20 protein-coding genes are annotated in these 25,464 nt (G+C 42.2%); 2 read left to right on the top strand and 18 right to left on the bottom strand.

Annotated features, from left to right (window positions below):
- Positions 1 to 3 precede the first annotated feature (3 nt).
- The 5 genes from BM398_RS01030 to BM398_RS01010 all read right to left on the bottom strand — a co-directional run bounded on the left by BM398_RS01030 (position 4) and on the right by BM398_RS01010 (position 7,354).
- A complete protein-coding gene (locus tag BM398_RS01030; protein WP_027208386.1) occupies positions 4 to 1,926 on the bottom strand; it encodes a DNA gyrase/topoisomerase IV subunit B in 1,923 nt (640 codons plus the stop codon).
- Positions 1,927 to 1,961: 35 nt separating this feature from the next.
- On the bottom strand, positions 1,962 to 2,831 hold the full coding sequence (locus BM398_RS01025) for a DegV family protein (RefSeq protein WP_092336046.1): 870 nt from the start codon (positions 2,829 to 2,831) through the stop codon (positions 1,962 to 1,964).
- 68 nt (positions 2,832 to 2,899) lie between these two features.
- The gene (recG, locus tag BM398_RS01020; protein WP_092336045.1) at positions 2,900 to 4,969 is read right to left on the bottom strand and encodes an ATP-dependent DNA helicase RecG; all 2,070 of its coding nucleotides are present in this window, start codon (positions 4,967 to 4,969) and stop codon (positions 2,900 to 2,902) included.
- Between the two features lie 93 nt (positions 4,970 to 5,062).
- Entirely contained in the window at positions 5,063 to 6,919 is a 1,857-nt protein-coding gene (locus BM398_RS01015) for a DAK2 domain-containing protein (protein ID WP_442857301.1), read from the bottom strand.
- A 72-nt stretch (positions 6,920 to 6,991) separates the two neighbouring features.
- Positions 6,992 to 7,354: an Asp23/Gls24 family envelope stress response protein gene (locus tag BM398_RS01010; protein ID WP_026654842.1), complete on the bottom strand. Its 363-nt coding sequence runs from the start codon at positions 7,352 to 7,354 to the stop codon at positions 6,992 to 6,994.
- Positions 7,355 to 7,583: 229 nt separating this feature from the next.
- On the opposite strand from BM398_RS01010, the gene rpmB reads away from it, so the two are divergent.
- Complete coding sequence (gene rpmB, locus BM398_RS01005; RefSeq protein ID WP_026512990.1) at positions 7,584 to 7,769, top strand: 50S ribosomal protein L28; 186 nt, start codon at positions 7,584 to 7,586, stop codon at positions 7,767 to 7,769.
- A gap of 70 nt (positions 7,770 to 7,839) precedes the next feature.
- On the opposite strand, the gene BM398_RS01000 is transcribed toward rpmB, so the two are convergent.
- From BM398_RS01000 to BM398_RS00985, 4 genes are all read right to left on the bottom strand, one after another.
- Positions 7,840 to 8,256 carry a hypothetical protein gene (locus BM398_RS01000; protein ID WP_092336043.1) on the bottom strand — a complete coding sequence of 139 codons (417 nt, stop codon included), beginning with the start codon at positions 8,254 to 8,256 and terminating at the stop codon, positions 7,840 to 7,842.
- On the bottom strand, positions 8,253 to 9,020 hold the full coding sequence (locus BM398_RS00995) for an RNA polymerase sigma factor region1.1 domain-containing protein (RefSeq protein WP_092336042.1): 768 nt from the start codon (positions 9,018 to 9,020) through the stop codon (positions 8,253 to 8,255). Before BM398_RS00995 ends, BM398_RS01000 begins: the two co-directional genes overlap by 4 nt.
- A 7-nt stretch (positions 9,021 to 9,027) precedes the next feature.
- On the bottom strand, positions 9,028 to 9,906 hold the full coding sequence (locus BM398_RS00990; RefSeq protein ID WP_092336041.1) for a rhomboid family protein: 879 nt from the start codon (positions 9,904 to 9,906) through the stop codon (positions 9,028 to 9,030).
- Positions 9,907 to 10,000: 94 nt separating this feature from the next.
- The gene (locus tag BM398_RS00985) at positions 10,001 to 10,912 is read right to left on the bottom strand and encodes a hypothetical protein (RefSeq protein ID WP_092336040.1); all 912 of its coding nucleotides are present in this window, start codon (positions 10,910 to 10,912) and stop codon (positions 10,001 to 10,003) included.
- A gap of 152 nt (positions 10,913 to 11,064) precedes the next feature.
- Between BM398_RS00985 and BM398_RS00980 the strand changes: the two genes are divergently transcribed.
- Positions 11,065 to 15,318: a 2-hydroxyacyl-CoA dehydratase gene (locus BM398_RS00980; RefSeq protein WP_092336039.1), complete on the top strand. Its 4,254-nt coding sequence runs from the start codon at positions 11,065 to 11,067 to the stop codon at positions 15,316 to 15,318.
- Positions 15,319 to 15,375: 57 nt separating this feature from the next.
- Here BM398_RS00980 and BM398_RS00975 read toward each other — a convergent pair whose 3' ends face one another.
- The 9 genes from BM398_RS00975 to hypF all read right to left on the bottom strand — a co-directional run bounded on the left by BM398_RS00975 (position 15,376) and on the right by hypF (position 25,460).
- Positions 15,376 to 15,855: a hypothetical protein gene (locus BM398_RS00975; RefSeq protein ID WP_092336038.1), complete on the bottom strand. Its 480-nt coding sequence runs from the start codon at positions 15,853 to 15,855 to the stop codon at positions 15,376 to 15,378.
- 115 nt (positions 15,856 to 15,970) lie between these two features.
- Positions 15,971 to 16,936: a homoserine O-acetyltransferase MetA gene (metA, locus tag BM398_RS00970; protein WP_092336037.1), complete on the bottom strand. Its 966-nt coding sequence runs from the start codon at positions 16,934 to 16,936 to the stop codon at positions 15,971 to 15,973.
- Positions 16,926 to 18,968, bottom strand: a complete 2,043-nt coding sequence (ligA, locus tag BM398_RS00965; RefSeq protein WP_092336036.1) for an NAD-dependent DNA ligase LigA — start codon at positions 18,966 to 18,968, stop codon at positions 16,926 to 16,928. Before ligA ends, metA begins: the two co-directional genes overlap by 11 nt.
- A 104-nt stretch (positions 18,969 to 19,072) precedes the next feature.
- Positions 19,073 to 19,783: a pseudouridine synthase gene (locus BM398_RS00960; RefSeq protein ID WP_092336035.1), complete on the bottom strand. Its 711-nt coding sequence runs from the start codon at positions 19,781 to 19,783 to the stop codon at positions 19,073 to 19,075.
- 58 nt (positions 19,784 to 19,841) lie between these two features.
- Positions 19,842 to 20,690 (bottom strand): adaptor protein MecA, encoded by an 849-nt coding sequence (locus tag BM398_RS00955; protein ID WP_092336034.1) that lies wholly within the window; start codon positions 20,688 to 20,690, stop codon positions 19,842 to 19,844.
- Positions 20,691 to 20,740: 50 nt separating this feature from the next.
- Complete coding sequence (hypE, locus tag BM398_RS00950; RefSeq protein ID WP_092336033.1) at positions 20,741 to 21,751, bottom strand: hydrogenase expression/formation protein HypE; 1,011 nt, start codon at positions 21,749 to 21,751, stop codon at positions 20,741 to 20,743.
- A gap of 90 nt (positions 21,752 to 21,841) precedes the next feature.
- Positions 21,842 to 22,888, bottom strand: coding sequence for a hydrogenase formation protein HypD (gene hypD, locus BM398_RS00945; protein WP_092336032.1), 1,047 nt, complete (start codon positions 22,886 to 22,888; stop codon positions 21,842 to 21,844).
- Between the two features lies 1 nt (position 22,889).
- The gene (locus BM398_RS00940; RefSeq protein ID WP_026654790.1) at positions 22,890 to 23,108 is read right to left on the bottom strand and encodes a HypC/HybG/HupF family hydrogenase formation chaperone; all 219 of its coding nucleotides are present in this window, start codon (positions 23,106 to 23,108) and stop codon (positions 22,890 to 22,892) included.
- A 3-nt stretch (positions 23,109 to 23,111) separates the two neighbouring features.
- Complete coding sequence (gene hypF / locus BM398_RS00935) at positions 23,112 to 25,460, bottom strand: carbamoyltransferase HypF (protein ID WP_092336031.1); 2,349 nt, start codon at positions 25,458 to 25,460, stop codon at positions 23,112 to 23,114.
- Positions 25,461 to 25,464: the final 4 nt, after the last annotated feature.

Here is a 25,464-nt window from a genome sequence, read left to right as displayed (position 1 = left end):
CCTTTAAATATCTAACTCAGCATCTGTTGCGTGCTGATGAATAAATTCACGTCTCGGAGGAACATCCACTCCCATCAAAAGCTCGGTCATCTGAGAAGCCATCTTGGCATCCTCAATCTCGACCGCTTTAAGAAGTCTTCTCTCCGGATCAAGCGTTGTTTCCCAAAGCTGCTCGGGATCCATCTCACCAAGACCCTTGTATCTCTGAAGGGTGAAGTTTCCTTTGTGTGTATTTCTGTATTTTACAAGAGCATTGTCATCGTAGAGATACTCTTCCTTGCCTCTTGCAGGCATAGCCTTATAAAGCGGAGGCATAGCAATATAAACATGTCCCTGATATATTAGCTCGGGCATGAATCTGTAGAAAAGAGTAAGAAGCAGTGTCGCAATATGCTCACCGTCTACGTCGGCATCCGCCATGATTATTATCTTGTCATATTTAAGCTTATTTATATCAAAGTCATTGCCGTATCCTTCGGAAAATCCGCATCCGAAAGCATTGATCATTGTCTTTATCTCAGCGTTTGCAAGAACCTTGTCGATACTTGCTTTCTCAACGTTAAGGATCTTACCTCTGATCGGAAGGATGGCCTGATAATTTCTGTCTCTTGCCATCTTCGCACTACCGCCCGCGGAATCTCCCTCTACGATGAAGATCTCGCATTTAGACGCATCCTTACTTATGCAGTTTGCAAGTTTTCCGTTTGAATCAAAGGAATACTTCTGCTTTGTAAGCATGTTTGTCTTGGCTTTTTCTTCCGTCTTCCTGATCTTTGCGGCCTTTTCCGCGCAGCCGATGATAGACTTAAGCGTCTCAAGATTTCGGTCAAAAAATCTTGTCATCTCATCGCCCGTTATCTTTGAAACAATCTTTGCCGCATCCTGATTATCAAGCTTAGTCTTTGTCTGGCCTTCAAATCTCGGATCGGGATGCTTTATGGAAACAACGGCAGTCATACCGTTTCTAACATCTGTTCCCGTAAAGTTTACGTCTTTTTCTTTTAATATATTAAGTTCACGCGCGTACTGATTGATTATGTTGGTAAACATAGTCTTAAAGCCGGTAAGGTGCGTACCACCCTCGGCATTATAGATATTGTTACAAAATCCGAGTACATCCTCATGGAACTCATTTACATACTGGAACGCAACCTCAACTTCCACGCCTTCGCTCTCGCCTCTGAAAGCGATAACATCGTGAACAGCCTCTTTTGACTTATTCATATCGCGAATAAAACCTGTAATACCGTCCGGTTCATGGAACTGTGTATATTCCTCGACACCGGGCCTTTTATCCTCGAATATTATTGTCAGTGAAGGATTGAGATAAGACGTCTCGTGAAGCCTTGATTTGATATCGTCTTCCTTGAATCTTGTCTTTTCAAAGATGGTATTGTCGGGAAGGAAATTGATCGTGGTTCCCGTCTCCTTTGTTGTGCCGATTGGCTCTAAAAGGCCGTTCTTAAGCTGTGTTGTGGGAATACCTCTCTCATAGGTATCCTGATAGATATATCCATCTTTAAAGACTTTAACGCTCATTCTTGAAGAAAGCGCATTAACAACCGATGAACCTACACCATGAAGTCCACCGCTTGTCTTATATGAATTATTATCAAATTTACCGCCGGCGTGAAGTGTTGTCAGAACGATACGTTCAGCAGTCACTCCCTTTGCATGCATACCGACGGGAATACCCCTTCCGTTATCGGAAACCGTTGCGGAACCGTCCGCTTCCAAAGTTACCTTTATCAAAGTACAAAATCCTGCCAAATGCTCATCTACCGCATTGTCCACGATTTCATACACAAGGTGATTAAGGCCTCTTGTGGTTACGCTTCCGATGTACATTCCGGGACGTTTTCTTACCGCCTCAAGACCTTCAAGGACAGTAATACTAGAAGCATCATATGAATCATACGAAGCCATAAATTATAAACCCCTTTTCAAAACTTTTCTTTTTATTAAAAATGTAATTTTCTCGTTACCGTTACAGCGAGCGCGCCGGGACCGATGTGGCAAGCGACGGAAAGAGAAAGCGGATCCATGTGGATGTCCATTCCGGGGAATTCTTTTTCGAGCTCTTTCTTCCACTCGTTTGCTGTGTCGATATCCTTTGTATAGGCAGCAGCTATCCAGTAGTCCTTGGCTTCCTCGCCGCCAAAACGCGTCTCGATATCGTTCTTTATCGCATTTATCATTATGCTCTTGCCCTGACTGCTTGTTCTTGCTTTGGCAAAAGCATCAAGTTTCTCGCCCTGAATCTGAAGGACGGGTTTAAGTCTAAGGAGTGTTCCGAGTGCTGCGGCAGCAGGTGTGATCCTTCCGCCTTTTTTGAGATAATAAAGCGTATCGAGCATAATATAGATACTTGACTCGAACTTGGTGTCCATGAGTTTCTGAACAATTTCTTCCGCAGAATAGCCGGCATTTGCCATATCTCTTGCGTCAATTGCAGACTGTCTCTGTGTTACGGATATTCTCTGGTTATCAACCACGAATACCTTGCCCTCATACTCTTCCTGTGCGAACATATATGCACTCTGACAAGAGCCCGAAAGTCCCGAACTCATGGGAATATAAACGATGCTCTCATGATCTTTCAAAAGCTCGTCCCATATTTTCATAAGAGAATCAGGAGTAGGCTGACTTGTAGAAACGTTGGCATTGTCGCCAAGCTTCTCATAGAACTGCTCCTGAGTAAGATTTATATCTTCAAAGAACTCTTCTTCGTCGATCATAAAAGGCATGGGAACTACATGTATGCCAAGTTCCTTTGCCTGTGCCTGCGTTATTCCGCTGTTACTGTCTGTTAATATCGCTATTTTTGCCATAAATATTCATCGGTAAAAAGCCGATATTCCTCCTATTTTCAACCTAATCAACTAAAATAATATTACTTTTATAAAGTAGTAAAGTCAACAAAATTTGCCGATTTAGTACTTAACGTACTTCTAAGTACACTATATTGTGTATTATTTAGTTCGGGATCTTCGGATAAAATTCTGTCAGCATCCATCGAAGCTCCTTTCAAAAGGTCGCTGTCATGGTAAATATCGCCGATCCTGAAATTAAGCTCACCGCTCTGCCGTAGTCCGAACAATTCGCCGGGACCTCTCTGCCTTAAATCTTCCTCCGCGATTTTAAATCCGTCATTTGACTTGTTCATTATATCAAGGCGATTTTTGGCATCATCAGACTTTGATGTGTTCAAAAAGATGCAATATGACTGTGCATTTCCTCTTCCCACGCGCCCTCTGAGCTGATGAAGCTGCGAAAGCCCAAATCTCTCGGCATTTTCTATCATCATAACCGTCGCGTTAGGAACATTGATTCCGACCTCGATTACCGTCGTTGATACAAGAACATCTATATCCTTACGCGCGAAGGCTTCCATTATATCATCCTTCATCGAAGGTTTCATCTTGCCGTGAAGCATCGCAACGGAAATATCTGTCGGAAGCACGGATTTAAGCTTATCCGTATAATCCGTAACATTCTCAACACCGTCAAGTTCGCCTTCTTCGACCATTGGACATATTACATACGCCTGATGTCCCGCTTTTACCTGGTCGCAGATAAATTTATACGCGGTATTTCTGTAATCCGTTCCGACAACGCAGTTCTTGATCGGAATTCGGCCACCCGGAAGCTCATCGATTATGGAAATATGAAGATCTCCGTATAAAATAATGGCAAGCGTCCTCGGTATAGGCGTCGCGCTCATTGCCAGAACATGGACATTTTCTCCTTTGCCTGCAAGAGCTTCTCTTTGGCGAACGCCGAATCTGTGCTGCTCATCGGTTACGACAAGAGCAAGGTTCTTGTACTCGACTTTATCCTGTATAAGCGCATTTGTTCCGATGATGCAGTTTACTTCGCCTTCTTTTATCATTCTCTGCGCTTCTCTCTTATCTTTTGCAGAAAGAGTTCCGGTCAAAAGAACAGGTTTAAGGCTAGTAAGTCCGTATTTCTCAATCATTTCCTTGAAACTCTCAAAATGCTGGGCAGCAAGTACTTCCGTAGGCGCCATTATTGCTCCCTGATAGCCGTTTGCGGCAGCAGTTAAAAGAGTAAGAAAAGCAACAACGGTTTTTCCCGATCCCACATCGCCCTGAATAAGCCTGTTCATGACATACGGGCCTGAGATGTCGTTTATGATATCGTTGTATGCATTAAGCTGCGCATTTGTAAGCTTATACGGAAGTTTTTCAAGAAAACGCTTTGCCTCTGCAACTTCCATCATGGGAAATGTATTTTTGTTTTCTTCCTGAAGCTTTTTTAAAAGGCGAAGTTTTAATACAAATATGAAAAATTCATTATAGGCAAGCCTTCTTCTTGCCTGTTCCAAAGAAGCTTTGTCTTTTGGAAAGTGGATACCGTAGATGGCATCAAAAAAGCTCATAAGTCCAAGTCTTTTGATGATATCTTCAGGAACAAATTCTTCGAATCTTCCTGCATTATTAAACGCCTTCTGAACAGCCTTTGTCACGGTATTGTTGCTAAGGCTCTTTACAAGCGGATATCTTGGCATCAGTTTACCACAAAGAGCCGCATATTCTTCAGGTTTATACATCTTGGGCTGGTCTATGGTAAAGAAATTACCCTTTTTCCTAACAACTCCTCTGAAAATATGAGTCGTTCCGGATTTTAATGAACTCACAAGGTAAGGCGCATTAAAATAGGTCATCTTAACTCTGCCCGTCTGGTCGCCGCCTTCAAAAGAAATGATAGAAAGATTTCTTATCCTTCTCTTCATAATACTTCCGAGAATTGTGAGGGAAACGGCGCAGACTTCGCCTTCTACAAGTTCCGATGCGCGAACGGGAGCTTTGAACTCATCATAAGTTCTGGGGAAATAGTATATAAGGTCTCTGCACGTGAAGACGCCACACTTATTAAAGAGTTTCGCCGTCTTTTCTCCGATTCCTTTTAGATTTTCAACAGATTCTGTAAGTTCTCTTTCTCCCATAACGGTCCTCGTTTTTTGATAAAAATTATGTCTTATGTAAGGTAAATATAATGAAAAAGCCGGGCTTTATTGCCCGGCCGGTATATACAATAATTACTCAGCTGAAATAACGTAGTAATAAATAGGCTGTCCGCCGTTTTGAAGCTCAACGTCGCACTGAGGATATTTCTCGGAAATTCTGTTCTTAAGATCCTCGGCATCGCTCTCTTTTACCTCATCACCATAGTAAATGCTGATAAGTTCAAGATCGTCATTCATCATCTTGTTGAGCATATCAAATGTAACATCAGACATATCAACGCCTACGGAAAGAATTCCCGAATCGCCGATTCCCATGAAATCGCCCTGTCTGATCTGAACATCATCAATAACAGTATCTCTTACGGCGTAAGTAACTTCGCCTGTCTTAACTGTTGTGATAGCTTCTGTCATTGCAGCTACATTGTCATCAACCGGAATGTCAGGAACATAGTTGATGATCGCTGTAACACCCTGAGGTACAGTCTTTGAAGGAACAACGATAATTTTCTTGTCTGTATCATCATCCTCAGACATAATTGCAGCCTGATTTGCAGCAAGGATAATGTTCTTATTGTTGGGAAGAACGATTACTGTATCTGCATTAACCTTCTCAACCGCATCAAGAATATCTGCGGTACTGGGATTCATTGTCTGTCCGCCCTCGATAACATAGTCAACACCAAGACCTCTGAAGATCTCAGCAAGACCTGCACCTGCGCATACGGTAACAAAGCCTACATCTTTACGAGGCATCTTTGGCTCTTCAACTGCAGGAGCCGGTTCCTCGGCTTTGGGTTCAGGCTCTTTTGCGGCCGCAGTATCAACCTTCGCATCTTCTTTTTTCTCTGCTACAGTCTCAGCCTTAGCTTCGGATTTATTCTCAGAAACAGCCGATGCATCTACTTTTCCTGCAAGAGGAATATTCTCATCTGTAGGCTCATATGTAGGAGTGAGCTCAGCTGCTCCGTTTATCTCTGTCTCAATCTCTGCCCATGAACCGTCTTTGTTTTCATGGAAGAGCTTCTCTCTGTGTTCCATTCTCATGTTGTCGATCTTCATATTGGAAAGCTGACCGTACATGAGAGCTCTCTGGATCGCAAGTCCGGGATCGTTTGAATGAACGTGAACTTTGCAGATCTCATCATCGGCAACAAGAACGATACTGTCACCGATAGACTCAAGGAATCCCTTGAAGTCAATTTCCTGTTTTACATTAAGAGGCTTGTTCAAAAGAACTATAAACTCGGTACAGTAACCGAACTTGATATCAACCTCTTCCTGAGCAGACTCTTTTGCCCTTGCACCTGGTGTAACCTGCTCTTCAGTGATAGAAAGATCTATCTCTTTTCCAAGGAATCCGTCAAATGCTCCCTTGAGCACCTGAACAAGTCCCTGTCCGCCTGAATCTACAACGCCGGCCTGTTTGAGAACAGGAAGCATCTCAGGAGTCTTAGCAAGAACTTCCTCGGCATATTTAATAACTTCATCGCAGAAATAAGCGATATCTGTTGTGCCTTCTACAGCGAGTTCGTGAGCCTTCTCTCCGGCTCCCTTGGCAACCGTAAGGATTGTTCCTTCCTTGGGCTTCATAACTGCCTTATATGCAGTCTCAACAGCCTTGTCAAAAGCTTCTGCAAGAATTGCTACATCAACCTCATCATGCTGCTTAACAACTTTGGTAAATCCTCTAAGGAGCTGTGAAAGGATAACACCCGAGTTACCTCTTGCTCCTCTCAAAGAACCCGAAGAAATAGCTTTACAAATAGCTTCCATTGAAGCATTGTCGCCCAGATTTGATACTTCTTTTGCCGCAGACATGATTGTCATCGTCATGTTGGTTCCTGTATCACCATCCGGAACGGGGAAAACATTGAGTTCATTTATCCATTCTTTTTTCGCTTCCAGATTCTTGGCGCCGCTTAAAAACATCTTAGCCAGCAGTTTAGCGTCAATTATATTATTACTCAAAACAAAATTCCTCCTAGAACTTGATCTCTTGGCTTAATCAATCACGCGGACACCTTCGATGTAGATGTTGATCTTCTCGATTTCAAGCCCCGTAAATTCCTCTACTTTATATTTTACATTGTCGATCAAATTGTCTGAAACAGCTGAAATGCTAACTCCATAAGCAACAATTACATGGAAGTCAAGTATCAGTTTGTTATTTGCATCAAGAGAAACGTTGATTCCTCTTGTCATCGAATCAATCTTAAGAAGACTCACAAGTCCGTCTTTTACATTAACATTTGCCATCCCAACAATACCGAAGCACTCCATTGCTACAGCTCCTGCGTACTGAGCGATTACTTCGTTGTCAATAGATATACTACCCATGTGAGTATTCATAGAAGAAGCCTTCATATTTACCCTCCTTAATACCCGAAGCTCATAGTTTCTCATGGAGCTCCGTTTTAGCATACACATGTATTATAATAGCAATTTATCGAAAAATAAACCATATAATTTTTAGCGACATATTTTTTCGTATATTTTGCTTGCAATTCTGTTTTTCTTCTGCTAATATATCAATGTTGCGGATATTTGCAATAATATGCTATTGAACGAACATGGCTTATAAGGAGGTGTCAAAATGGCTAAATGTGATATTTGTGGCAAAGGCGTTCATTTCGGTAACAATGTAAGCCATTCTCATAGAAGATCTAACAGAGTTTGGAATTCAAATGTTCACCGCGTTGCTGTTAAAGTTAACGGCGGCACAAAGAGAATCCACGTATGCGCTAGCTGCCTTAGATCTAACAAGGTTGAAAGAGCTTAATAAGATCAAAAAATTAAACCACCCTGATGGGTGGTTTTTTGTATTTAGATTTTTTTGATAATTAATTTTTTTATACGCTAAAACCAAAAAGCGCCAACTTCGACAAAATAAGCTCTCTCACAATAATCCCCATCTTCTCTTTTTCATCCGCGGGAATCTTCACAAGGCTCTCTATCGTATAAACCTTCTCCTTAAAACCTTTTTCCGGTTTATTTATATCCTTGTACTGCGAAACTCTTATCCTGCTGCGGAGCTGCTTGTAAATTCTATAGTCATAAGTCTCTTTGGTCATGTGATAAAAGTGACTTTCCAAAGTCACATCAAGATCCACATCATCTTTTATATATTTCGTGATGATGGTTTTGAATTTAAACGGAACCATCTCGTTCTTAAGAAGCTCATCATAGCTGTATCTTGCGCCGAAATAGTTCCTCTCAAGATCTTGCATGCAGTATTTAAAATCATCATCGTTTACAATGTTATTCATGACTCTTTTCTCTCTCCGCTGTCGAGATCTTCGATATTATCACCGCTGAACTTGATGGCTGTTCTGATCTTATCTTCATCCCATCCGGTCTCGTCCATAAGTTCTTTTACGGTTACTTTTCTTCTGAGGTCGTCAGCAAGCTCTTTTGCCTTATCAGCAACTTCCTGAACGAGTTTAACTACCTTCTGGCCGCCTGCGGCTTCTTCGAGATCCTGTTCGATGATGTTCTCCATCGCATCAAGCATGAGTTTGTACAAAAAGCTCTCGATCTCCTGAGGTTCACCGACGGCATCAAGCATATTTACGCCTCTTGTAAGCGCATAGTTTCCTTCACCGATAAGATCCTCAATATATACGCCCTGATCGGCATACATCTTGGCAACGTCGACTACGAGAGGAAGATACATATCTATAAGTTTAAGCTTTGCATCGCTCTCGCCTGCAAGCGCACCGATCTTGATAGCTTCTTTTTCCCCATCGGAGAATTTGGGAAGCTGCTCTAAGCTGCTGATATAATCATCGAGATAGTTCTTTTCCTCCTCGGTAAACTCCTCTTCGGTCTCGGGAGCCGGCTCATCTACGCCAATCTTGTGATTTCTGAGATATTCAAATACCATCTCGAACTGCTCGGAAGAAAGGTCAAGGTCTGCAAATGCCTCTTTTACCTCTTCCTTGGAAATGATATTTCTGTTCTCTCTCGCTGTTCTTGTGACGAGTTTAAGTGTCTCTGCAAATTCTTTTTCCTTGTTGTCTATATTTCCCATTTAAGCCTCACTTTACATGTACATGATTAAACAAATGATCCTGACAATACTCGTAGTTTCCGTTACATTTTGAGCAGAATCTGAATTCGAGATTGGGATCGTCAAGTTCCGTTCTTCCGCAAACCGCGCATTTATGCCTTGTTATTCCCTTAGGCTGCATCTTAACGCTTGATTTGAATTCTCTTTTTCTCTTAATCTCACCCGGTCTGAACTGGTTGAGCTTACCCGTACTAATATAAAAAAGTAACAAGTTGATAAACTGGAACGCTATCGCAAAAAAAGTCGCAAAATCCTTGTTAATAAGCGCACCGATGCACTGATATCCAAGGATAAGTCCGTATGCGATTGCGATCCATCTAACCTTGATAGGAATGAGGAACATCAAAAGCACCTGAATATCCGGGTACATAACAGCAAAAGCAAGAAATACCATCATCTGGATAAAATATGTGCTAAACGAACCGGAAGCCCTGAACATCACCATTCCGAGCGCATCACCTGTAATACCGAAAAATACGTGATACACAAGCATTGTCGCAAAAGAAGCAAGGATCATAAGGATCATTCCGCCGAAAATAAACACATTATATCTGAATGTTCCAAGTGTCCTCTCCATTCCGGTTCCGACAAAATAATAGAACATCAAAGTTATGATAATAAGAAGACTAAAGCTTCCGGGCGGTATCAGAACCCATGAAACAAGTCTCCAGATCTGCCCATGCAATATCAGATACGGATCGAGCGTAAGAAAACGTGTTATATTCACGCTCTGCGGCGCAAGCTGCAGCACATAACCCACGGCATACAGCATAACAATGTACTTTGTAAGATTTACGATCGCGTATTTACCGATTTTTCTCTCAAGATCATTCAAAAATTTGTTCATTCACTAAGCCTCTGTTTTTTTATTTGATATTTTTTGATTTTATCATTGTGAGAATTTATTGTAAACAAGCCACTTACTTATATATGAGTTATATTTATTGTCCATTTTCAAGTTTGTTTGCTTTTTTCAGTCTGTCTTCAAAAATGCAGTCTTTAAAGAAATAAAAAAGTTGATCGGTCGTGCGCATCTTAGTTATTTCATTAATAAGAATATTTGCCGGAATCTGGATCAAAACGCATATCGTAAGCGTCGTAAACCAGAACACAACTCCGTACAATGAAATTCCAAGAAGCGGTACATTATTTGCAAGTATCATTCCCTTATCAGAAAGTCCGGGGAGCGAAAAAAGCGCAATCATCATCTGCTCAAACTTTGAATCGACAAGCTGTGCCACGCTCGGAATAAGCATCGCCGCAAATATTATTCCTATTATCTGTTCGTGATGAAGACTCAAAATACTGTGTCTTTTCTTAAAAAAACCGCCAAGAAAATAGATGTTTAGGTCATCTTTTGTACACCCTTTTGCCTTGGCCAAAAGAGCTATTGCCTTATATAGTTTTTCCTTATTTGAATCTTTATCGTCGAAATATTTTCTAAGCCCCAGTTTATGCTTGTTTTCAAATGCTTTTATAATGAAAAAAACTGCGATCATTGAAAGCGGCGCCCAGAATATTCCTGCAACACTTCCAAAGTAAACTGATAATGTCAGAAGCAGCAAAAAGATCATGCATGCCACAAGATATATGAAGTACATTATTGTCTTTTTCTTTTTATCCGATTCATATTTCTCAATAGCCTGTGTCTTAATCTCCTCCGTTACTATCACCGTTCCGAGCGATACTTTGTAATTTTTATTGTTTGAATCTATTGAAAGTTCGTAGAAAAGTTTGGTCACATCATCCCACCACTCTCTTGCACGATCTTTTTCTTTTTCGAGATTTTTTTCCTGCTCTTTTCTTTGTTTTATTTGTTCTTTCTTTAATATCTTATCTATTTCTGTTTCCATATAACATCTCCAAAACTGATGCTTAAGTATACCATAAAGTGTTTTACCTTAAACAGAGTTTGACAGCGTATATCGTATTCAGTAAATTGATTTTTAATCACTCGTGCATTATAATCAATATAATTATGCATATTAATAAGAAGAGGTTAACAATGATTTCTAAAGACTATACTTTAGGTATTGACATCGGATCCACCACAGTAAAGGTGGCTCTCTTGGATAAAGAAAGAAATATAATCTTTTCCGACTATAAAAGGCACTTTGCAAACATTCAGGAAACTTTGGCTGAACTTCTTGTAGAAGCAAGTAAGAAGTCGGGTAATGTCCTGCTTCACCCTGTTATCACAGGTTCGGGCGGACTTACACTTGCCAAACACCTTGATGTTCCTTTTGTTCAGGAAGTTATTGCAGTATCAACTTCGCTCAAGACTCTCGCTCCCAAGACTGACGTAGCGATCGAGCTTGGCGGTGAAGATGCAAAGATTATTTATTTCGAAGACGGAAATGTAGAACAGCGTATGAATGGAATCTGTGCCGGTGGTACAGGTTCTTTTATCGACCAGATGGCGTCGCTTTTACAGACAGATGCCTCAGGGCTTAATAAGTATGCCAAAAATTACAATTCACTGTATACAATTGCAGCCAGATGTGGCGTTTTCGCAAAGTCCGACATTCAGCCATTAATTAATGAAGGTGCAACCAAAGAAGACCTTGCAGCTTCTATTTTCCAGGCCGTTGTCAACCAGACTATCTCAGGTCTTGCATGTGGAAAGCCCATTCGTGGACATGTTGCTTTCCTCGGTGGTCCTCTGCACTTCCTTGATCAGCTCAAGGCTGCATTTATAAGGACTCTCAATCTCGATGAGGAGCATACAATTGAGACCGACAACTCTCATCTTTTTGCAGCAATCGGTTCTGCCCTTAACGCTGACGAGAACGTTTGCTACGAGATGGATGAGATGGTAAAAAAACTCTCTCATAAGATTGTTATGGATGCTGAAGTATCACGTCTCGATCCTCTTTTCGAGAATGAAGACGATTATAAGAAATTCAGAGCACGTCAGGATCAGTACAAGGTAAAGACAAGAAAGCTCGATGATTATAAGGGAAATGCTTTCCTTGGAATCGACGCGGGTTCTACTACTACTAAGTGTGCTCTTATAAGTGAAGACGGCGATCTTCTTTATTCTTTCTATTCAAGTAATAACGGAAGTCCGCTTAAAACAGCGATATCTTCTATTCAGGAAATATATAAGCTCATGCCCGAAGGCGTTAAGATCTCAAGAGCATGTTCAACAGGTTACGGCGAGGCGCTTCTTAAATCTGCGCTCCTTCTTGATGACGGCGAAGTTGAGACAATCGCTCACTACAACGCCGCTGCTTTCTTTGACCCTAAGGTTGACTGTATCCTTGATATCGGCGGTCAGGACATGAAGTGCATTCATATAAAGAACCAGTCCGTTGATTCGGTACAGCTCAATGAAGCTTGCTCATCAGGATGCGGCTCTTTCATTGAAACTTTTGCAAAATCTCTGTCATACAGCGTTCAGGACTTTGCTAAGGTAGCTTTGTTTGCGAAGTCTCCCGTAGATCTCGGAACAAGATGTACTGTATTTATGAATTCAAGAGTTAAGCAGGCTCAGAAGGAAGGCGCCGATGTTGCCGATATTTCTTCAGGTCTTGCATACTCTGTTATTAAGAACGCCTTGTTTAAGGTTATCAAGGTATCTGATGCCAAGGATCTTGGCTCACACATCGTTGTTCAGGGTGGAACTTTCTACAACGATGCGGTTCTTCGCGCATTTGAGATCATTTCAGGCGCAGAAGCAATCCGTCCCGACATTGCAGGAATCATGGGTGCTTTCGGCGCTGCTCTTATCGCAAGAGACAGATTCTTTGAAACAAATGATTACAAGACAACCATGCTCACGATCGATCAGATCAACAAACTCGAGTACACAACGAGCATGACAACATGTCAGGGATGCACCAACCACTGCAGACTTACTATCAACAAGTTTACAGGCGGTCGCCAGCACATCTCAGGAAACAGATGTGAGCGCGGAATCGGCAAGGTGAAAAATGCCGACAATATCCCTAACCTTTTTGACTATAAATATAAGAGAATTTTCAGATACGAGCCTCTTACCGCCGACAAGGCAACACGAGGAACCGTAGGTATTCCGAGAGTCCTTAATTTCTACGAGAACTATCCTTTCTGGTTTACGTTCTTTACAAATCTCGGGTACAGAGTTGTTCTTTCACCAAGATCGACTCACCAGATTTACGAGCTCGGAATCGAATCAATCCCGAGTGAATCGGAATGCTATCCTGCAAAGCTCTCGCACGGACATATCGAGTGGCTTATTAAGCAGAAGGTTGACTTTATCTTCTATCCCGGTCTTTTCTATGAGAGAAAAGAGGTTGAGGGTGCAACCAACCACTACAACTGCCCTATTGTCACTTCGTATTCGGAGAACATAAAGAATAACGTTGAGGCAATTACAAACGGCGAAGTTAAAATAAGAAATCCTTTCATGGCATTCACAAGCCTTGAAATTGCTACCGACGCTCTTGTAAAAGAGTTTTCTGAGATTCCTGCAGGCGAGATTATCAAAGCCGCTAAACTCGGCTGGGATGAAATGGAAAATGCAAGAAATGACATCCGCAAAAAAGGTGAAGAGACCCTTAAGTGGATGGAGGAAAACAACAAGCACGGTATCGTTCTTGCCGGAAGACCTTACCACGTGGATCCCGAGATCAATCATGGAATCCCTGATATGATCTGCTCTTACGGTGTTGCAGTTCTTACAGAAGACAGTGTATCGCACCTAGGAAAGCCTGAGAGACCTCTTATCGTTTCCGACCAGTGGATGTACCACTCAAGACTTTACGCCGCTGCAAGCTTTGTAAAGACAAGAGATGACATAGATCTTATTCAGCTCAACTCCTTCGGATGCGGACTTGACGCCGTTACAACGGATCAGGTAAATGACATTCTCGCAGGCTCAGACAAGATCTATACATGCCTTAAGATCGATGAAGTAAATAACCTCGGAAGTGCAAGGATTAGAGTTCGATCTCTTCTTGCAGCTATCAGAGTTCGTAAGCAACATAATAAAGAAAGAACAATCAGGTCAAGTGCACACAACAGGGTGATCTTTGATGAGAACATGAGAAAGAATTATACAATTCTTGTTCCTCAGATGTCTCCCATCCACTTTGACATCCTTGAACCCGCCTTCGCATCCTGCGGTTACAATTTTGTCGTAATGCAAAACGATAACAGACACGCAGTTGAAGTCGGACTTAAATATGTAAATAACGATGCCTGCTACCCTTCACTCTGGGTTGTCGGTCAGATAATGGATGAACTCTTATCGGGCAAATATGACCTCAACAAAGTTGCAGTCATGATGTCACAGACAGGTGGCGGATGCAGAGCCACAAACTATGTAAGCTTTATCAGACGTGCCCTTAAGAAAGCCGGAATGGAACAGATTCCCGTTGTTTCACTTAACTTAAGTAAGCTTGAAGCAAACCCCGGCTTCCATTTAGATGCAAATATGTTTATCAAGGCTGCTTATGCGGTTATTTTCGGCGATATATTCATGAGATGTGTCTACAGAATGAGGCCTTATGAGAGAATTCCGGGTTCTGTAAACGCATGCCACGAGAAATGGCTTGAAAAGTGCAAGAAGTTCGTAACTTCAAAGCATCCAAGTCTTTTCAAATTCGAAAAGATGTGCAAGGCTATCATCGAGGACTTTGACAGAATCGAGATAAAAGATGAAGTTAAACCTCGCGTAGGTATTGTCGGAGAAATCCTGGTTAAGTTTGCTCCCGCAGCAAATAACCACCTTGTTAAACTACTTGAGGATGAAGGCGCAGAAGCCGTTGTTCCGGATCTTATGGACTTCATGCTCTACTGCTTCTACAACCAGATATACAAGGCAGAAAACATCGGAACTTCTAAGAAGACCGCACTCTTCTGCAGATTGGGAATATGGGGATTAGAGAAACTTCGAAGCAGCGCTTCTAAGGCATTTGAAAAGAGTGTTCACTTCGATCCGCCTACAGACATCTATGAGACTGTCGAGTACGCTAAACCCATCGTAGATATCGGAAATCAGACAGGTGAGGGATGGTTTCTTACAGGTGAAATGGTTGAACTTATCAAGAACGGTGCAAGCAACATTGTCTGCACACAGCCCTTCGGATGTCTTCCAAACCACGTTGTCGGTAAGGGTGTAATCAAGCAGATGCGACACCTCTATCCCGGCTGCAACATTGTTGCGATAGACTATGATCCCGGTGCTTCGGAAGTAAATCAGCTCAATCGTATCAAGCTGATGCTCTCCACCGCCCAGAAAAAAGTCGAAGAAAAAGTCAGAAAGACAAGTTAATATAAGAGAAAATCAAAAAGAGCCTGACCGTTACCGATCAGGCTCAAACATCAATTATTATTTATACTTTGCATTTAGCTTCTCTATCGCATCCTCATGTCTCTGAATAGCGTACGTAGCTGACTTAATCTTTAATTCAGTATCCATGCGTTTTTTGTGAGTTTCGTTACACTTTACATAGTACTCGTAAACTTCTTCATCCTCAACTTCGAGGTATTTATCGGCGATGCATCCCGGAAGGACAAACTTCTTAACTACATCCTTGAATTTCACTTCGATATACTTTCCATCCTGTGAAATAACCTTTCCTTCACCGAATTTTCTATGTGTAACCTTCATCTTAAGAGCAGACTTCTCTCCGAGGTCCGCTGCTTCTTTTTCAAGATCTGACAGCACAGAATTGAGCTCAACTTTTTCGCTCTTGAGCTCTTCTATCTGCCTTGCGTTCTCTTCAAGCATCTCTTTGGTCTTCTTAGTAGGTTTCTTTTTAAGTTCGTTCTTTGTTTCAACTTCATTATTTTCAAGCTCAAGACCCATAAAGCATTCTCCTTTTCGTTCAACGCTTTTCGATGCACATTATTATCACAAGATAAACGAGTTAACATATATATTTTAACTTATTTAGATTCATATTACAACCAAAAGGAGGCGCTTATATTTTCTGCGTAAGTCCCTTCGAAGCGAGCTTACGCTTCTCCTCGTCAAGGATTTGGCCCCACTGGTATGGCGTATTCTGGTAAACATAATAGTTGAGCCAGTTAGTGTAGAGGATGTTTGCGTGGCTCCTCCACTGAAGTGTGGGCTTATTATCGGGATTGTCATCAGGATAATAATTTATGGGCATCTTGATATCGAGTCCCTTTGACAGGTCGCGCTTGTACTCGGAATCAAGTGTAAGTCTGTCATATTCGGCATGTCCCATAACAAAGATCTGGCTGCCGGATCTGTTCATGCAAAGGAACACTCCTGCAATCTCAGATTCCGCAAGAACAATGAGGTCTTCGCAGGCATGGATTGCATCGGAAGGTGTCTCGGTATGTCTTGAATGAGGAAGTTTGAATACATCATCAAATCCTCTCACAAGCGGAACCTTTCTGTTCATGACTTTGTGCTCATATATTCCAAATCTCTTTTCCGAAAGAGGCTTCTTGTCAATTCCGAAATGGTAATAGATTCCGGCCTGAGCCCCCCAGCAGATGTGGAATGTCGATGTGACATTTGTCTTTGTCCACTCGAAAACTTTACAGAGTTCCTGCCAGTAATCAACCTCTTCGAAAGGCATCTGCTCAACAGGAGCTCCCGTGATGATCATTCCGTCAAACGTCCTGTCTTTGAGCTCATCAAAGGTATGATAGAACCTGTTAAGATGGTTCGGCGATGTATTCGTAGAATGGTGAGAACTCATCTGCATAAACGCAACATCAATCTGAAGCGGTGTATTTGACATTGATCTAAGGAGCTGAAGCTCGGTGTCTTCTTTAAGAGGCATCAGGTTAAGAATACAGATTTGAAGCGATCTGATGTCCTGATGACAAGCTCTGTTCTCATCAACAACAAATATATTTTCCTTTTCAAGAATCTCTCTGGCAGGTAAATCGTTCTGTATTTTAATTGGCATTTTTAATCATCTCCATAAATTCAGCTTCGTCTATAATTTTAATACCAAGATCGTTTGCTTTGGTAAGTTTACTGCCCGCTGCTTCGCCTGCAAGGACAAAACTTGTCTTCTTAGAAACGCTTCCCGAGGCTTTTCCGCCGTTTTTAACAATGAGCTCTTCAGCTTCTTTTCTTCCGAGCGTAGGAAGTGTTCCCGTTACAACAATGGTCTTACCGGCAAAAATATCTGATGCGTCCTCATCTTTTGCAGCAGTCATATTTACACCAAGTGCCTGCATCTTGGATAAAACCTCAAGGTTCTTCTCATCATGGAAAAACTCGTAAAGATCGCCGGCTGTAGTCTCTCCGATATCAGGGATATGAAGAAATCCATCCTTTGTGACCTTTGAAAGATCCATGACATTGTCAAAGTGCTTCATGATTTCACGGGCTGTTGACTTTCCAACATTCCTTATCGCAAGTCCCGTAAGAAGCCTTACAGCGTCATTTGACTTTGACTTCTCAATCTCGCCGAGAAGTTTATCGGTATTTTTCTCTTTTCCTATGATTCCCTTTTCGATCAGCTCGTCTCTGTGCTCGTTAAGGCTGTAAATATCCGCATAGCTCTTAAGATAACCTTCTGAAACAAGTGCATCTACAAGAGTATCACCAAGTCCCATAATGTTCATGGCATCTCTTGAAGTGAAATACGCGATTGTTCTTGTAACCTGCGCAGGGCAGATAGGATTTATACACCTGATATCTGCGGTATCTTCCTCTCTTACAAGCACGCCACCGCACACGGGGCATGTTTCCGGCGCTTTATATACTTCGGAAGGCGCTTTAACACAGCCGTTGAGCTTGGGAATAATCTCGCCGCTCTTAAACAGCTTGTACTCGCCTCCGATTCCGACCTGCATCTCGTTAATATAATCCTGATTGTGAAGCGTTGCTCTTGAAACACTGGTTCCGCAGAGTCTTGCTGCCTTGCCCGTCTCTTTATCGTGGAAGCTTCCCGTAAATGTGAGCTTACCTGTCCTTCCGACATCGACAAGAATCTCGTCCATGACAACGACTCTTTCCTCGGGTGGATACTTATATGCAATGTGGCCGCTCGAATACTTGGAACTTGTAGAAAATTCCTCTCTCCAAGAAGTCGTATCAATCTTTATAACAGCTCCGTCAAGGTCAAAATCAAGATTTTCTCTCATGTTACCGATATCATCGATTGCCGCACTAACTTCACTTGAAGAAACGCATGCTCTGTGATAAACAGTCTTAACTCCCGCTTTTTCAAGGATATCAAGTCCCTTTACGTGAGAGCTCTTTACTTCCTCGGGGCCGTCCTGAACGTTAAACACGAACATTCGAAGGCCTCTTTCCTTTGTAACCTGCGGATCAAGCTGTCTGAGCGTTCCCGCAGCAAGGTTTCTCGGATTTGCGGCAAGCTTTTTCCCAAGCTTCTCCTGCATCTCGTTGAACTTATCAAAATCCTCATGGGACATATAAACTTCTCCTCTGAGCTCGAGATACTCATAGGGAAGATCGATCACTTTTTTCACATCAGGGATAACAAGAGCGTTCTCGGTAACATCTTCGCCGATAAAACCATCGCCTCTTGTCTCCGCAGTCCTAAGATGAAGCTTTCCGTCAGCTTCGTCCTTATAATATCTAAGCGACAGGCTGAGTCCGTCTATCTTCTGCTCAACGGAAAAAACTGCGTCACTGTGCCTTGCGGTAACTTTCCCGATCCACTCGGCAACTTCCTCTTTACTAAAAACATCCTCTATCGAAAGCATCGGGACATTGTGAGTTATCTTAACTCCGGCTTCCCTCTTCGCAACACCGCCGATTATCCTGGTGGGCGAATCCTTCTTTACAAACTCGGGGTGCTCCTTCTCGATCTCCTTGAGCTTTTGCATGAGCATATCGTACTCATAGTCGGAAATCTCAGGTTCATCCTGATTATAATAAAGATCCATGTGATGCTTTATTGTCTTAACGAGCCCCTCATACTCTTTTTTTATCAAATCTGTGTCTTGATTTAATGACATACAACTCTCCCCAAATTTATTACAAACTAACCTGCCTCGCGAATCCATAGCGGCTCACGCAGGCAACAAATTTATTATATCAGCAAATATACAAATATGGGAGGCTATTTAACTCCCGCTTCGCCGTACAAGAGCTTCTTTGCCTCCTCGGAAAGTTCGGCATATCCGCCGGGTTTAAGATTATAGTCGCTAAGCTTAACGCTCATGACGCGAACCCTCTTAAGCTTTACAACTTTGTAGCCAAGTTCTTCGCACATTCGCCTAATCTGCCTGTTAAGCCCCTGTGTGAGTATTATGATAAAAGATCTTTTGCCCGTTTTACTGACCTTGCACCGCCTTGTTTTTACACCCAGCTCACGCAAAAAAACTCCGGACGCCATTCCTGTTATAAACTCACCCGTTACGTCCTTATCTACCGTTACTTCATATTCTTTCTCATGCTTATTTGCGGCTCTCATCATTGCATTGATCAGATCACCGTCATTTGACATGATAAGAAGTCCCTCAGAATCCTTATCAAGACGGCCCGCATAAGTTACTCTCTCTTTGTACCCAAGATCTTCTATGACGGTTTTCTCGGCATGAACGTCGTTTTCGGTGCATACAACGCCAACCGGCTTATAATATGCAAGAACAATTTTATCTTCCTTAGGTTTTATCTCTTTTCCGTCAAGGCAGACTATGTCGCCGTCCTCGACCTGTGCGCCGCACGTAGCTATGACGCCGCCTATCGTTATTCTTTTATCTTCAATAAGCTTATCGGCTTCCCTTCTTGAACAGACTCCGCAGGAAGCAATGAATTTATTAAGCCTCATCTTTACCTCAAAAAATAAAGAGCTGCCGATTTAAGCAACTCTTTCTATTTTTTATTCTTTAAAACATCTGTGCCAGATGCTCGATCGCATTCTCTCTGATTATACAATCATAGCTCTCTCTGATATAAGCGATTGCCTGAGGAGCCGAACACTGGAAGTGTCCGAATTCATAAGCCATCGTAAAGAGCGATGCAAACTTCTTGGTATCTTCGTCACCTCTTCTGATATCAAGGAAATACTTACCTGTTTCCTCATTCTTGTACAGAGTGCTGCAGATATTGTTGTCCATAGGAGCCTTTGCACAGAACTTCTTAACTTCCATGAAGCTGTCAAATGTGAATACAAATTCACTGAACTGAAGCTGCTTAAGGTTTTCCTCATTATGAACACGCCTGTTCTCTGCTTTTCTCTTAGCACCGACGGAAAGACTGTCGGCAAGGTTCTTGTTCTTATCTGCAGAACCGTTTACATTTATCGGAACAGATTCTTTATTTATTATATTCTTCATTGAATTGGTCAGATTCTTGAGACTCTTGAGATAATCGTTAAGTCTTGAAAGTCTGTCCTCATCAACCGCATCTCCAATGTCCTCAAGAACGTTCTTAGGGATATTGACTCCCGCCTTCTCTGTAAGATTTCTTAAGATTTCCCCAAATGAAGCTGATGCATTTTCAGAAAGAGTAAGTGAAATCGAATGATCGGGTAAAACAGTTATCTGAAGCGGCATGAAAGAACCGGTCGGCTTGTAGTCAACTTCTTCCTGTGCCTTAAGCATTACATCGTGTAAAAAATCCAATGCTTCTTTTTTCTTCTCAAAAAGGTCTTCAAGCTTTATTCCCTGTTCATCCATATCATCTTCTGTGATGATACAGTTGACGGTGTCTTTGTTAATTCTCTTAAATTCCATTAATCTACCTCGCGTTTATACGACTGCATAGCATAACTATTTTACAACATTTAGCAGATTCTTGGAAGACCCTCTCCATACATCAGTCCTATCACTCTTTTTCCGCCTATATTGGTATTTAGCACCACTTTATGCATGTCGGAAGGCTGATTATTTTTTTTGACTATGCCGATAATGGCGGCGTTTTCGCCGTATTGGGAGCTACGAATTATTGAAAGCGCTCTGTCAGCGTCTTCGGGGTGAACGCTAAGTACAAACTTCCCTTCGTTGCCCATATATATCGGATCAAGTCCAAGAAGTCCGCAGAAATCTTTGACTTCAGAAGATACAGGGAGCTTATCCTCGTAAAGTTCTATATCACAGGAAGAGCTCTCCGCAAACTCATTTAAAACAGTGCCAAGTCCGCCTCTTGTTACGTCTCGCATCGCATGGATTCTGACTTTCTGTGCCATAAGATTATTTACGGCGTCCGTCAAAGGAGCCGAATCCGACTTAATATTATTTTCGATTCCCATTCTTTTAGCCAAAATAGCGGCGTGGTGGTCTCCGAGATTTCCGGAAAGGATAATAATATCGTTATCTTGAAGATTAGAAGGCCCTATAGATTCTGCATCATCAGAAATAAAGCCGACTCCCGAGGTGTTGATTATAAGTCCCGCTTCTTGGCCTCTGTTCTCGACAACCTTGGTATCGCCCGTAACTATCGTAACCCCGGCCTCTTTCGCGCACTCAGAAAGAGCCTTGACCTGATTCTCAAGGACATCGAGATCAAGCCCCTCTTCAAGGATAAATCCGCATGTTATATACATGGGCTTAGATCCGCTCATCAGAAGGTCGTTTACCGTTCCGCAAACAGAAAGTCTCCCGATATTTCCTCCGGGAAATTCTATGGGAGTAACCACGAAACTGTCGGTTGTTATCGCAAGTCTCGCTGCACCTCCGACAACTGCGGAATCCTCGAGTTTATTTAAGATATCGTTATTAAAATATTTGGCAAAAACATCTTTTATAAGCTTGGAAGTGGACTCTCCGCCGCTTCCGTGAGCCATTGTAACTTTCATACCGTGCCTCTTTCGTTAGTCATCTATAATTTATCTCCACATAATAGCGCAAAGATTTTGATTCGATAGAAATTATTATATCTGTAAAAATCATCTTCTGCCCGAAACAAAATAGTTGTAGCAGCTTCCCTCTGTCGAAACCATGCATGCTCCGTGAGCCGTATCGGGCGTACATTTTTTTCCAAACATCGGACAATCACAGGGCTTTATCTTTCCCACAAGAACATCCGCGCACCTGCATCCGGGCGGCATATTATCCTCATCAAGCATATCGCTTCCCGCGTCATATTTCTTGTATTCTTCTCTTAGAATAAGGCCGGAACCCGGAATCTTTCCCATTCCTCTCCAGGATGCATCAGCAGCTTTAAAATACTTTTCTATGATTTCTTTTGCCTTGATATTACCTTCTTCTTTTACCGCACTCTTATACAGGTTCTTAAATCCGCCTTTTCCCTTCATCTTCACAAGAGAATATATGGTCAAAAGAAGCTGTGCGCCCTCAAATCCTGAAACTACAAACGGAATGCCAAGTTCCTTAGAAAGCTCTTTGTAGATATCGCTTCCGGTAATCGTGGCAACATGCCCGGGAGCAATGAATCCGTCGATCCCGCCGCCGTTTTTTACGACATATCTAATGACTTCGGGCATAGTCTTTAATGACGTAAGAAGCTTAAGATTATCAAGATTATTTTTTACAGCCTCTTCCAAGACCATCGCATACACGGGCGTTGTGGTCTCGAATCCGATAGCGGCGAAAACATAGTTGTGATCCGGATCTTCTTTTGCAAGCTTAACAGTCTCCATTGGCGAATAGACCATCTTCACTTGCGCGCCCTCGCCCTTTGCTTCCGCAAGAGACATACTTGTACCCTTAACTCTTATAAGATCACCGAACGTAAGGACCACCGTATCGCTTCGCATGGAAAGCTCGATAAGCTTATCGATAACCGCGGTCACAGTAACGCAAACAGGGCATCCGGGTCCCGAAATAAGCTTTATCTTGTCGGAAAGCATGGATGGAATGCCGTTTTCTGATATCGCAGCTGTATGAGTTCCGCAAACTTCCATAATACGGACTTCGTCTCCGTCATAGTTTTTCAGTTCTTCTGCAATCTTTTTTATATCAAAACCTGCCATGTCAGTTACTTAAATCCTCAATTTCTTTCATAAGACTTTCAACTTCATCCGCAAGCTCATCACTCATTGTCTGAATGATACATCCCGCATGGACAAGAACTCTGTCGCCGACTTTCGTATCAACGAGCCCCGCATCGGCAACAACAATATTCCCGCTAAAATCAACGGTAGCCTTTGTGCCGTCCATACTTATAACTCTTCCGGGTATCGCAACACACATTTTTTACACCTCTTTCTGCGATAATAAACCATAATAAGCCTGCCCGAGAGATATTCCCGCATCTCCCGCAGGCACAAACTCATTTATATATACACTAAAACCGTCTTCCGAAAGCGCGCTCGCAGCCTTTTCAAGCAATATCCTGTTCGCAAAAACGCCTCCTGACATACATACATTATTCTCTTTATGCTCATCTCTGATAAGACGGCATATTTTGGCGATAGCTCCTGCAAGTGCCTCATGAAAAGCATATGCGATGGCTTCTTTTTGATATTTGCCGCTGTTGTACGCTGTTTCTATATCATCAAAAAGCTTGAGCTGATTCGCAATAAGCATATCACCCGCCCTATCTATCTTAAATGAAATACAGGGCTTATTCAAATTCACGCCCCTTCTCGCGGCATTTTCAAGAAGTATCGCACATTCGCCTTCATACGAATTTTGATCTTTTATCTCAAGAAGAGCGCAGACACCGTCAAAAAGCCTGCCTGTACTCGAGCTCTCAAATGTATTTATATTGTTCAAAAGAGCTGCCTTAATAAGTGGATCTATTTCAGCTCCTTCATTATTGCCGTATTCATAGCACGACTTAACAAGCTCCGCATTAACGGAAGCCTTGTCACCTCCGCACAGTTTCACATACGAAAGATGTCCTGCCCGTACAAATTCTGTGTTCTTGCAGAGTAAAAACTCTCCGCCCCAGATTTTTCCGTCAGTTCCATATCCCGTTCCGTCAAAAGAAACACCGATACAACTCTCAAGCGAATTCTCAGCCATTACAGAAAGCGCATGTGCATGATGGTGCTGAACTTCATAGAACGGCAATCCCATTTCATCCGCTAGGTTCTTGCCATATTGCGCGGAATGATATCCCGGATGAAGATCGCAGACGATCATATCCGGCTTTATATGATAAAGATCCATATATCTTTTTATATATTTTTTAAAGTTCTCAAGGCATCCCAAGTCCTCAAGGTCACCGATATACTGCGATGTGATCACTCTGTCTTTTTTGGCAAAAGAAAAAGTGCTCTTTAAATCTCCTCCAAGTGAAAGAACGCTCTTATCATATCCCGATGTATTCTGTAATATAAACGGAAGCGGCACATATCCTCTTGCGCGCCTTATAAACAACATTTTTTCTGCATTATCCCGGCATTCTTCATTCGAAGTGAGCTTATCCGAAAGATTCTTATGAACGAATACCACGGAATCATCCTGTGCCATGTTTATTCTTCGCTCATGTCTAAGAACGCCGTCAACACAGTGTTTTCCGTAATTCTCATTACCGCCGTCAACCATATCGCGCCCAAAGAAGACTTTATCAAATTCCAAGTCATCAATCACCATCGCATCGCCAGATTTGTTAGCACTCGTAACGATAAGAGGTCCGAGCGCATCACACAAAAGCCTGTGAATTCCTGCAGACGGAAGAAACGCACCGATATAATCGCTGTCTCCGCATACTTCCTTTGGAAAATCCTTTATCTTATCAAGAAGGACAATAGGTCTTGCGGATGACTTAAGGATCTGTTCTTCGAAAGGAGTTATCTTGCAATATTCTCTTACTTTCTCAGCCTCACTGAACATGATTGCAAAAGGCTTGCTCTCACGCCCTTTTATTTCCCGTAATTTTGCCGCAACATCTTCTTTTGGTACACAGACAAGCTGATAACCCGAAACGCCTTTTAAGCCCAAAATTTTACCGTTTCGAAGGAGCTCGATTGCTTTAGAAACAGAAGTCTTTTTATCCTCAGTAAAAGCCCTTCCGTTTTCTTTATACTCAAGAATAAGCTGAGGTCCGCACTCAAAGCACGATACAGTCTGTGCATGTCTTCGTCTTCCTACCTTGTAGTCGCTTGCACAAACAGGGCACATCTTAAAAGGCTTCATCGCGGTATTGTCCCTGTCGTAAGGAAGTGCATCCGCTATACTGATTCTTGGGCCACACGACGCACAGCTTATCAGAGGATACCCGAATCTTACGTTACTCTCATCAAGCATCTCAGAAAGACAATCGTCGCAGATACCTATATCCGGCAGAAAAACAGGAAGTTCAAAGGAAAGATCAACATCAGCGCTTTCAACAATTGAAAAATCTTCGAACTCTACAGACTCCTCCTTAGCTTCCGATAATTCAACATCTAAAATAAAAGCACCCGCAGGATATTCCTTCTTTAAGAGACAAGAAAATGCCCTTAGCCTATCTTCATCTCCCGCCGCAAGAATTTCTACAGCTGCTCCTATGTTTTTGACATAGCCTTTTAATCCGTATTCAGTTGCTTTTTGTGCAATAAAGGGGCGATAGCCAACGCCTTGTACCGCCCCTTTTACTTTGATCAAAAGTATCATTATT

The sequence above is a fragment of the Butyrivibrio sp. M55 genome (assembly GCF_900116865.1).
Taxonomy (GTDB): Bacteria; Bacillota; Clostridia; order Lachnospirales; family Lachnospiraceae; genus Butyrivibrio.
The sequence above is the reverse complement of the archived record's forward strand: the minus strand, read 5'-3'. Positions and strand labels throughout refer to the sequence as shown.

Bases quoted from the DNA above. Each gene is read 5' to 3' on its own strand.
- BM398_RS01015 (WP_442857301.1), bottom strand. From the start codon at position 6,919: ATGTTTTTAAGCGGCGCCAAGAATCTGGAAGCGAAAAAAGAATGGATA.
- BM398_RS00980 (WP_092336039.1), top strand. From the start codon at position 11,065: ATGATTTCTAAAGACTATACTTTAGGTATTGACATCGGATCCACCACA.
- hypF (WP_092336031.1), bottom strand. From the start codon at position 25,460: ATGATACTTTTGATCAAAGTAAAAGGGGCGGTACAAGGCGTTGGCTAT.
- BM398_RS00975 (WP_092336038.1), bottom strand. From the start codon at position 15,855: ATGGGTCTTGAGCTTGAAAATAATGAAGTTGAAACAAAGAACGAACTT.
- BM398_RS00955 (WP_092336034.1), bottom strand. From the start codon at position 20,690: ATGGAATTTAAGAGAATTAACAAAGACACCGTCAACTGTATCATCACA.
- BM398_RS00940 (WP_026654790.1), bottom strand. From the start codon at position 23,108: ATGTGTGTTGCGATACCCGGAAGAGTTATAAGTATGGACGGCACAAAG.
- metA (WP_092336037.1), bottom strand. From the start codon at position 16,936: ATGCCAATTAAAATACAGAACGATTTACCTGCCAGAGAGATTCTTGAA.
- BM398_RS01000 (WP_092336043.1), bottom strand. From the start codon at position 8,256: ATGAATAACATTGTAAACGATGATGATTTTAAATACTGCATGCAAGAT.
- hypD (WP_092336032.1), bottom strand. From the start codon at position 22,888: ATGGCAGGTTTTGATATAAAAAAGATTGCAGAAGAACTGAAAAACTAT.
- ligA (WP_092336036.1), bottom strand. From the start codon at position 18,968: ATGTCATTAAATCAAGACACAGATTTGATAAAAAAAGAGTATGAGGGG.
- BM398_RS00985 (WP_092336040.1), bottom strand. From the start codon at position 10,912: ATGGAAACAGAAATAGATAAGATATTAAAGAAAGAACAAATAAAACAA.
- BM398_RS01010 (WP_026654842.1), bottom strand. From the start codon at position 7,354: ATGAAGGCTTCTTCTATGAATACTCACATGGGTAGTATATCTATTGAC.
- BM398_RS00990 (WP_092336041.1), bottom strand. From the start codon at position 9,906: ATGAACAAATTTTTGAATGATCTTGAGAGAAAAATCGGTAAATACGCG.
- BM398_RS00960 (WP_092336035.1), bottom strand. From the start codon at position 19,783: ATGAGGCTTAATAAATTCATTGCTTCCTGCGGAGTCTGTTCAAGAAGG.
- recG (WP_092336045.1), bottom strand. From the start codon at position 4,969: ATGGGAGAAAGAGAACTTACAGAATCTGTTGAAAATCTAAAAGGAATC.
- BM398_RS00995 (WP_092336042.1), bottom strand. From the start codon at position 9,020: ATGGGAAATATAGACAACAAGGAAAAAGAATTTGCAGAGACACTTAAA.
- BM398_RS01025 (WP_092336046.1), bottom strand. From the start codon at position 2,831: ATGGCAAAAATAGCGATATTAACAGACAGTAACAGCGGAATAACGCAG.
- hypE (WP_092336033.1), bottom strand. From the start codon at position 21,751: ATGAAAGTTACAATGGCTCACGGAAGCGGCGGAGAGTCCACTTCCAAG.
- BM398_RS01030 (WP_027208386.1), bottom strand. From the start codon at position 1,926: ATGGCTTCGTATGATTCATATGATGCTTCTAGTATTACTGTCCTTGAA.
- rpmB (WP_026512990.1), top strand. From the start codon at position 7,584: ATGGCTAAATGTGATATTTGTGGCAAAGGCGTTCATTTCGGTAACAAT.